The 9,634-nt window shown below is 40.4% G+C and carries 7 protein-coding genes and 1 pseudogene; 5 read left to right on the forward strand and 3 right to left on the reverse strand.

All coding sequences use genetic code 11. The features are described 5' to 3' along the window. The coding region (locus AACW45_RS38225; RefSeq protein ID WP_306415024.1) for a helix-turn-helix domain-containing protein at positions 1-148 on the reverse strand (148 nt) is incomplete at its 3' end. Between the two features lie 76 nt (positions 149-224). Here AACW45_RS38225 and AACW45_RS38230 point away from each other — a divergent pair. The 3 genes from AACW45_RS38230 to truB all read left to right on the forward strand — a co-directional run bounded on the left by AACW45_RS38230 (position 225) and on the right by truB (position 4,722). Then, positions 225-1,142, forward strand: coding sequence for a DMT family transporter (locus AACW45_RS38230; protein ID WP_190638219.1), 918 nt, complete (start codon positions 225-227; stop codon positions 1,140-1,142). 332 nt (positions 1,143-1,474) lie between these two features. Then, complete coding sequence (locus AACW45_RS38235; RefSeq protein ID WP_190638221.1) at positions 1,475-3,229, forward strand: alpha/beta hydrolase; 1,755 nt, start codon at positions 1,475-1,477, stop codon at positions 3,227-3,229. 620 nt (positions 3,230-3,849) lie between these two features. After that, entirely contained in the window at positions 3,850-4,722 is an 873-nt protein-coding gene (gene truB / locus AACW45_RS38240) for a tRNA pseudouridine(55) synthase TruB (protein WP_190638223.1), read from the forward strand. Between the two features lie 436 nt (positions 4,723-5,158). Here the strand turns inward: truB and AACW45_RS38245 are convergent, their stop codons facing one another. Both AACW45_RS38245 and AACW45_RS38250 read right to left on the reverse strand, forming a co-directional pair. Further along, entirely contained in the window at positions 5,159-5,455 is a 297-nt protein-coding gene (locus tag AACW45_RS38245) for a hypothetical protein (protein ID WP_190638225.1), read from the reverse strand. A gap of 382 nt (positions 5,456-5,837) precedes the next feature. Next, the gene (locus tag AACW45_RS38250; protein ID WP_190638226.1) at positions 5,838-7,967 is read right to left on the reverse strand and encodes a TonB-dependent receptor domain-containing protein; all 2,130 of its coding nucleotides are present in this window, start codon (positions 7,965-7,967) and stop codon (positions 5,838-5,840) included. A 538-nt stretch (positions 7,968-8,505) separates the two neighbouring features. On the opposite strand from AACW45_RS38250, the gene AACW45_RS38555 reads away from it, so the two are divergent. Both AACW45_RS38555 and AACW45_RS38560 read left to right on the forward strand, forming a co-directional pair. Next, positions 8,506-9,024, forward strand: a complete 519-nt coding sequence (locus tag AACW45_RS38555) for a hypothetical protein (protein WP_373462111.1) — start codon at positions 8,506-8,508, stop codon at positions 9,022-9,024. Continuing rightward, positions 8,927-9,360, forward strand: a pseudogene (locus AACW45_RS38560) (hypothetical protein); the annotation flags it as partial. The gene AACW45_RS38555 and the pseudogene AACW45_RS38560, both read left to right, overlap by 98 nt. Between the last annotated feature and the right edge of the window lie 274 nt (positions 9,361-9,634).

The following is a 9,634-nucleotide window of genomic DNA, read 5'->3' on the forward strand; positions in this document are numbered from 1 at the left end:
GCGCAAAATTGTAAAACCAACGTACACATCCAAACGACTTTGCAAGCAATACTACCTGCTCACCAGTCGGATAGATTCTGTATTTGTAGGCTTTCAACATTTTGCTTACCAAACTATAGCTTCTATGGTAAAACGAATCCCTACTCATGTAAAGTCCCCCTGGAAGGGGGAGGTTTTAAACCCAAATTTTCGATAAAACCTATAATTTTATCTTTAGCTTAACTATGCATCAAAGTTCTGGTCGCTGGCAGTTAGGGCTAGCTTTATCACTGTTAACAGTGTTTTTGTGGGGAATTCTACCGATCGCACTTACTGTCGCACTCCAAGCACTTGATGTCTATACAGTAATTTGGTTTCGGTTTTTGGTGGCGTTCAGTTTGCTGGCTATGTATTTAGGGTTCCAGGGAAAGTTACCAACTTTAGCACAACTGCGTTCTGCTTCTGGGCTATTATTAGCGATCGCAACAATTTTTTTAGCGCTGAATTATTTTTTGTTTTTGCAAGGTTTAGCACTCACCTCACCTGCAAATGCGCAAGTAATTATTCAATTCTCTTCAATTTTTTTGAGTTTAGGCGGATTAGTAATTTTTAAAGAACGTTATCAGATTTATCAATGGCTGGGAGTAAGTATATTCACGATTGGTTATGTTTTGTTTTTCCACGAGCAACTTACCAATTTAATTACATCTCACAACAAATATCTTTACGGTAGTGGCTTAATTGTCTTAGGTGCTGCTGCATGGGCGGTTTATGCTTTGGCACAGAAACAGTTATTACAATCGCTATCTTCTGCACAAATTATGCTCATTGTCTACGGTGGATGTGCTTTTTTATTCACACCTTTTTGTAAAGCGCAAGCCGTTTTAACATTGAGTAATTTGCATTTCTATACATTACTTTTTTGTGGTTTAAATACTCTCATTGCCTATGGTGCTTTTGCGGAATCCTTGGCACATTGGGAAGCATCAAGGGTGAGTGCCGTATTAACAATAACGCCGATTGTGACTTTAATTGCAGTCTGGGCTGTCTCAGCTTTTGCGCCTGGGCTAATGCTACCAGAAAAGTTTACATTATTAGGAATTACAGGCGCGGTTTTAGTTGTTACTGGTGCGGCAACAATTGCTTTAGGAAAAACTGATTAATCGCGATTTTTTCAGAGTTTTTACTAGCTATTAATTGTAATAGATGAATCATTAATTCAAAGCTACATTAGAAATACTGAGGCAAGGTATTTTTTTCTTTGTTATGATTTCACAGTAAGCGTCAGCCACTTGAGTGAATCTCTTGCTAAATTGATATTTTGTGTATCAGTAAGGCCTTGTTACATTTAATTGTTGGCATTGTAACAAAGAGATTCAAACTCATAAAAAATACATAATCTTGAGGCGATTAATATTAAATAACCTTACCAGGGTGTCTAAATAACTACCAAAGCCAACGCCTCGTGCAACAACATCACCGAAACAGTTGAGCGATGATTAGTTTGTTTGGTAATTGGGCCAGCACCCTGGTAAAAATTTTGCTATTGCTGGTTCTATCAATAGTGCTGTCAATATTTGGAATGAGTCATTCTGTATTGGCAGCAGAACAAGTTTATGGCTCTTTTTCAGCCATAAAATTAGCGATTCCCATCGCGTCTTTGGAAAACTATGCCCAAACTGGTGTAATCGATGACAAGTTAACTATCTATCAACAGTATCTACCTGCAAAACAATTCCAAGAATTACGGCGAATTTTATTAACGCCGGTGAAGGTGAATCCGGTTGTGGTGTCTCAATTTCTCTATACGCCACAAGGAGAATTTCTTCTCCAACGGTTAGCAACCGCGATTAAATCGCGATCGCCTCAACCGCAACTGGAATATCAAACTTTGCGATCGGCGTTTATTTCTGCTGTTGGGGAACCGGGAGGACTCACACTCCTAAATTTGTTACGAAAGTATCCCACCAGCAGCATTAATATCGATTTAGTCCACAGCATGGGGATAGCTGGAGAATTAGAGCAACTCATTGGTGAAACCAGTCGCGCGATCGCGGAAGTTAGCAGAAAGTCCTATCTTGAAGCGACTACCCAAGAACCAGTAAATTTCTCACAATTACCAGATTTACGACAACAAGGACAATTTAGCGTGCAGCAATACACCCTAAATTACTCCGACTTGTCACGGCGGAGGGAATTGTTAACTGATTTATATGTTCCCCATGTCGAAAGTGCTGCACCTGTAATTGTGATTTCTCACGGTTTGGGTACGGATAGCAGCAATTTTCGCTATCTCGCCAATCATTTAGCTTCCTATGGATTTGCTGTAGTTGTCCCCAATCATTCCGGCAATGATACGGCTAATAGCAGCACAGTAGCAGCTGAATTTATCGACAGGCCATTAGATGTAAAATACATCCTCAATGAACTGGAGAAGGCGAATAGATCAGATTCCCGATTTGGGGGTTTGTTAAATCTGCAACAAGTGGGAGTATTAGGTCAATCTTTAGGTGGTTACACGGCTTTAGCTTTAGCTGGTGCAGAGATTAACTTTGCCCAACTACGCAAAGATTGTCAGCCAGAGATCCTGCAAGATACTTGGAATATCTCGTTACTGCTCCAATGTCGTGCATTGTCCCTAAATCAACAGTCAGTCTCGGAAATTAATTTACGAGATGAGAGAGTCAAAGCGGCGATCGCAATTAACCCGATCACTAGTTCGATTTTTGGTAAAGTAGGTTTGAGCCAAATTCAAACTCCTGTAATGCTGGTTGGTAGCAGTGATGATACCGTTGCACCAGCCTTATTTGAGCAAATTTTACCTTTCTCCTGGTTTGCTAATTCATCTAAATATCTAGTGATGCTTGTCGGTGGAACCCACTTTTCCACCATTGGGAATGGGAACAGGGGAAACGAATTATTTGGCGATATTTCTCCGGTAATTGGCGATAATCCGGCGGTTGCGCGTCGCTACATTAATGCTTTGAGTTTACCTTTCTTTCAAACCTACGTTGCTGGTACATCACAATACTCTCCCTACCTCAACGCCGCCTACGCTCAAGCTATCTCCAGTCAACCTCTTAGTGTCAGTTTTGTGCAGTCTCTCACTACAACAGAATTAGCACAAGCTGTAGACACCGAAACCAGAGTTGCAAAGTTAGCTTTCAAAAAATCCCCCAACTCCATAGTTAAATTTGGGTTTTGGATGTTGGATGTGGGGGTTACACTACTGCATGTGGTGATTTTCTAGCGAATCTCGGCAAAATCTGTTTATAGAGAAGATTTTGTTCGTAAATCTCATCTTTATTCCAATTTCTTCCATGATTACTGATTACAGATTGTCGTCAAGGGTGGTAAATTCACCCTGACAGACGTATCTGTTATTGGTCATTTGTCATTTGTCATTTGTCATTTGTCATTTGTCATTTGTCATTGGTAATAATTTAAAACATATTTACGTGTTGTAATATACTTATTTTGATTATTATAAATAGTCTCTAAATTACAGCATATTTCAGGTAAATTAGGTACGCGCTTCGGGGCATGGCAGTGCCAGTGCCCCTACAATCAACGATTATCTGTACCTCACAAACTGGAAATCTGCTGTCAGGTTTTTAGTAATTTTTGCTTAATAAAAAATGAAGATGCTTATAATCTAGCCTGCTTAGGCAGGCTTTGTTTATATAGCCCCAGGTTTCCAGCCTTGCAGCTTTAAGGCGCAGCTTCACAGAGAATTGGTATAAATAAGTTGGTATAAATCTCCCTTACCAATGACCAATGACAAATGACCAATGACAAATGACAAATCACAGCCCTTGCCAGTTATATTTAATTACGCCGACCTACTTATCCTCAAATTTTTAATTTATTGTGCAAGGTTTTTTAAACTTAAACAAACCATTTGATTGGACTTCTCATGATTGTGTGGCGCGGGTGCGAAAACTCCTGCGCCTCAAACGTGTGGGACATGCGGGAACTTTAGATCCAGCTGCTACGGGAGTATTACCCATCGCTTTTGGTACAGCCACGAGATTATTGCAATATTTGCCAGGTAATAAAGCTTATCAAGCTACAATTAGGTTTGGCGTGCAGACGACAACTGACGATTTACAAGGCGAAATAATTACCTCTACACCTTGTCCGGGCTTAGATTTAGCAGAGATAAAAGCTTTATTACCGCAATTTATCGGGGAAATTCAACAGATTCCGCCAAGTTACAGCGCTATTCAAGTTGATGGTCAACGCCTCTATGATTTAGCACGGCGCGGCTTACAGGTAGAAGTTCCCGTGAGGACTGTAGAAGTGTTTGGGATAGAAATATTGGCTTGGCGAGAAGGGGAATTTCCGGAATTAGATATTGCGATCGCCTGTGGTAGTGGTACATATATTAGAGCGATCGCTCGTGATTTAGGCGCAGCTTTACAAACTGGTGGTACTCTCGCCGTCTTAATACGCACTGCTAGCAGTGGTTTTGAGTTAGCCAATAGTTTAACTTTGAGCGATTTAGAAACTCAACTGCAAACAGGAACCTTTCAAGCGATCGCCCCTGATACTGCTTTACTACATCTACCTACAGTAATTTTACCCGCATTATCTGCAAAAAAGTGGTGTCAAGGTCAGCGAATTCCCGTAAACCTAGATATAACTGGTATAGTTCGAGTTTATGAGCCAGAAAATCACTTTTTGGGAATTGGACAAATCAAGGATCAATTGTTAATTCCCTCTACAGTTTTAACTAGTTAAAAATCCTCACGCGACTTGCGAGTGAGGATGTTTTAAGAAGTAAAAAGTAAAAGTAGAAATAAAAAAGATAATCCCCATAAATAAAGTACAGATGATCGTTTATTGTAGGGGCACTGGCACTGCCATGCCCCGAAGCGCGTACCTCATTTACCTGAAATATGCTGTAAATACAGGAGTGAGTATTTCTGAAGATATTTATCCTCATTTGTTTAGGGACTTCCAAATAAAAAAATATACAACTATTTATTGTGGGGTGGGCGTCTCGCCCGCCCATAGTCAAAGGCGGGTAAGACTTCGGCGTGAGCGCTCAGTCGAACGCTGCCCACCCCACAAAATTGGATAATTTATTTCTTGGAAGTCCCTTAACCTTTTTTATTACTAAACCTGTAGGTCAAGGTACAGATTTAGTAATACTAATTATTAAAAAACAAACCGATCATTCCCATGTGGCGACATCTCGGAGTAGAGGCGGAATTTGCTCTTGAGATTGAGGAAATTCTAATAGAGTTTCTCGATAACCTAAATACCCAGACTCTGCAAAAGATAACAGCATTCGCCCTAAAGCTAGCCAGACTTCGGGTTCGTATTCCCAATCACGATAACGCCCATATTTCCCAGCGATTGAGCGTAAAGCCCAGAAATAGGAATTTCTCACCACGGAACCGCCCTTTTTAAACTCAGGTAAGTCTTCGTGGTTGATGATTAGTACTTCATTTTCGATTTTGGCTCTCATTTGTCATTGGTCATTTGTTAGAGACGCGATGAATCGCGTCTGTACAATTGTCATTAGTCATTGGTCATTTGTCATTATTTTAATTGATGGATTGGTAGATACAATGCGTAGACGCCGAGCAGCGTAGATATCGCACATCTCTACCCTATAGAGTATTAGTAACTACTAGTCTGTCAATTTTGTTTTGAGGGGTTTTTGGTAGTGCGGGCAGCGTTCGACTGAGCGCTCACGCCGAAGTCTTGCCCGCGTGAGCGAGACGCTCACACTACTGTCCCTCATTTCAACCCTGACAGTCTACTACTCCCCATGCCCAATGCCCAATGCCCAATGCCCAATGCCCAATGCCCAATGCCCAATGCCCAATGCCCAATGCCCAATGCCCCTATAAATCCGAACTTAAGCCTACGCGGAAGGTAAAGCCAGGACTGTAAATTCGGTTTACTCGTTCGTATTGTTCGCCTAGTAAATTTTCTAAGTAAACTCTCAATCCCAAAGTTCTGGTGATGGGAATGCGACCGCTAAAGTCTAAATTGAGGAATGATGGTGCAAAATCTGTAGGACTGTCACCAGCTCGGTTAAATAGTGCCCGTCGCGCCCCACTATTGTAGGTAACATACAAATTAGCTTGCCAGCCTGAGTTTTGATAGCCAATTCCTGTTTGCAATACAGAATAAGGAATTAAGCCTAATTGCAAGCCTTGCTCGCTTCCGGTTTTGATTTTGGCATCTGTATAGGTGTAATTGACAAAGGATGACCAATTATTAGTAAATTTTAACTGTAAGGCTGCCTCTAAACCATTGGTATCGACTAAGCCAATGTTTTGCCATTTACCGGCGACTACTCCCAGGCGATTATCTAAACTACTTCCGAAGTAGGTAAACTGTCCGGTGAGATTTTGAGAAAAATTGATATCTATTCCCGCAGTCCAAGAGGAGCCGGTTTCTGGTTTTAAATCGGCATTGGGTTCCCAACCATGAACTGTATCATATACATATAACTGGTCTAAACCAGGGTTACGTTGTCCGCCAGCCCAACTACCACGGACGGCAATTGTCGGTGCGATCGCATAACGTAAACCAACGCTAGGATTGAGATAATTGCCAAATTGTCCGTCAAAATTTTGTCTTAGCCCTAAATCAATCTGAAAATCTTCGTTAAATTTAAAGGTGTTAACGGCAAATAATGCTGTAGTAAAAATGCTGCGATTTTCTGTTTCGTTATTGGCAATTCTATTTGGGCTAGTACTTAACGTATCACCATATAAATCAGTGTTTTTTAAATCTAAACCCCAACGTAATTGATTATTCTGGCTAAATTTCCATTCATGATCTACTCTGGCTGATAATTGTTGAGTATCTAACACACCAGTCCGATAAAATTCCCTACCTTGAAAAACTGTCGGGCCATAGGTGCTAAAGTAATCTTGGTTATAACCAAATGTAGTTGTTAAGGTAGAATTATCGCCACTACCTAAGCGAGTTTTCCAAGATAAACCAGCATTTAATCCATCATGGTCTAATCTATCTCGTTGTAGAGGAAAACCAAAATAAATTAAACCACGACGGCTACTTAATTTCGTAATATCAAAAGTCAACGAATTCTTAGGATCTAAATCGACAGCAATATTGCCAAAATAAGTACTAGTTGCTGTATCTGCATTAAAGAAAAATCCTTGCGCATCGCGGTTAGCTGCACCAACAGGAACGCGATAACGGTTATCTGTAAAGTATCTTTCAAAGCTAAAGTTATACTTTAAAGCACCCGCAGCCCCACCATAACTAAATTGTTGATTATTTTGGCTTAAGGAACCAAATTCGATACTACTGGATAATTTTGGCTGACTATAACCTTCTTTGGTGATGATATTTACAACTCCGCCAAAGGCTGAGGAACCATATAAAGCAGAAGCTGCACCGCTATATAGTTCTACTCGGTCAATCGCCTCTACAGGAATACTATTTAAATCTGTTCCCCCATGATAGGTGTTGATATTAGTATTAATTGGTCTGCCATTAATCAAAAATACAGATTGATTAATAGAAGCACCTCGGTAATATGTACCTGTATGAATATCTGCACCATGACCAGCATCATTAATGGCAAACCCTGGCATTCTTTTTAATACATCAGCCAGACTATTTGCACCTTGTTTTTTAATTTCTTCTTGGTCAACTACATAAGTTGGTGTGGATTGCGGTAGAGTATCTTGTTCTCCAATTGCTTCAATGGTGATATCTGCATCATCGGCTGGAGCATCAGGAGAACTTGGTTCTGTTGTTGGTTCTTGTGGGGTTTGTGTATCTTGACTAATTTGATTATTCAGCGATTTCGGTGTTAATAATTCGGCATTTGTAGAGGGTAGCTTAATATCATTTAAATCGGGAATATTAGAAATTATTTGCAGTGATTTATCGGTAGATTCTTGCTTGATATCAACATCAGCACCCCAGCCAGGAGCCGCTATCAGTAAAGTTTGCACAACAACTGATAGCAGAAAAATATTCTTGTTCACTTCACTCACACCCGGTAAAAATAGTCACTAAATTTTATTTTTCGGGTTATTTATATTAGATGTCAAAAGACAAGCTGTCATAGTTGTATTGATGATTTTATGCTGTTAATTTTAATTTTTTAGTGAATTGTAGCAATGCTTACAAAAAATTGGCAGGTATTATCTACCCTAGGTATAGCAATCCTATCTAAGTTATGAAAATATTTTTTAATGAACCGCCAAGTACGCCAAGTACGCCAAGGATAAGAGAAAAAAGTGAGAGTTTGTAACAAATAATTTAGGGTTGCTATGTTGATGCTATATATACTAATACCAATTAAAAAAACCGAAATATTGTAGGGGCAAGGCAATGCCTTGCCCCTACAATATATTGATGAATCGCAGTCTAAAATATTGGACTGACACAGCTAAAATGTTGCAATATAATTTTCTTGTGGGGTGGACATCTTGTCATTGGTGTCAAGTTAAGAAAAATAGAGTCTTGTCAAGTGGGTAAAACTCAATGGTTAAACTCAACACAAGGGAGTTGAGAATAGCTATGAGCAAGCCAAGGAAGAAGCAAGGAAATCCAGACTTTCGACATCGGGTAACTTCTCCTGCTCCAACAAGTGAGGAGATAGAATCACGGTTGATTGAGCTATTAACTCCAGGGACATTTGCCAATCTCAAAGATGTTAAAGATAAAGAACGTAGCTTGCGCGTAGGCGTAGCCCGCCGAAGGCATCGCGTACTGACTCTACCCGTGATGGCAGCAATAGTATTGAGTCTAGTGTATAGACAAGTACAGCATTTAACAGATGTGCTACGCTGCCTGGAAGTGGAAGGGTTGATGTGGGTTGAGGCAATGCAGGTGAGTCGGCAAGCACTATCTCAACGCCTAGAGAGTTTACCAGCTCAGTTGTTTATCAAGCTGTTTGAACAAGTAATAGAGCGTCTGGCAGCCAAGAATAAGCAGGTCGGTTTGTCAGTTGTATCGCCGTCGTTGGAAAATCGAAGATGCATTTTTACTGACAAAACGGTTGTTAGGTTTATCTTATCTCTGGGTTGGCGGCACTAATGGTGTGCAGATGCAAGTTTATGCTACTTGGATTTTCTATGCTGTTCTCAATGATTTGTGCGCTGATGTTGCGTAGACGCGAAGCGGCTTGCCTTTGGCATCGCTCTACAGCAGCCAATAGATCGAATTTCTGTGGAAATGGTGTTCCGCAGTTTGTATTTTTTCCATCGTGCGCGATGCCTGCGGCGGGCTTCGCCTACGCACAATTCACAACTACAACTGATTCCTTGGCTAGTTGAGCATCAACGTTCTATGGGTCTTGTCAAAGCTGTTCGTCAGCGACACCGACGCAACGCCGCCAGGTCGCTGGACATCTGGGCTGAAGCTTTAACTTGACACCAATGGCAAGATGCCCACCCCACAAGATTGGATAATTTATTTCTTGGAAGTCCCTAATCACATATAAGGACAACAATTGCTGAGTCATTTCTTACAAGTTGTAAATGACATGGAATAAATTCTATTAACAAAAATTAGTATAAAAAATACTTATCACTAATAAATAATAATAGGACTTACGCATTGACAGAATGATAAAATAATGCGTTAAGAAACAAGTATTGTCTACAAAGAGGTATCGGACAATTAGAGAAATCAGTAAACCCTCAAC

The sequence above is a fragment of the Calothrix sp. FACHB-168 genome (assembly GCF_963889195.1).
Taxonomy (GTDB): domain Bacteria; phylum Cyanobacteriota; class Cyanobacteriia; order Cyanobacteriales; family Nostocaceae; genus Aulosira; species Aulosira anomala_A.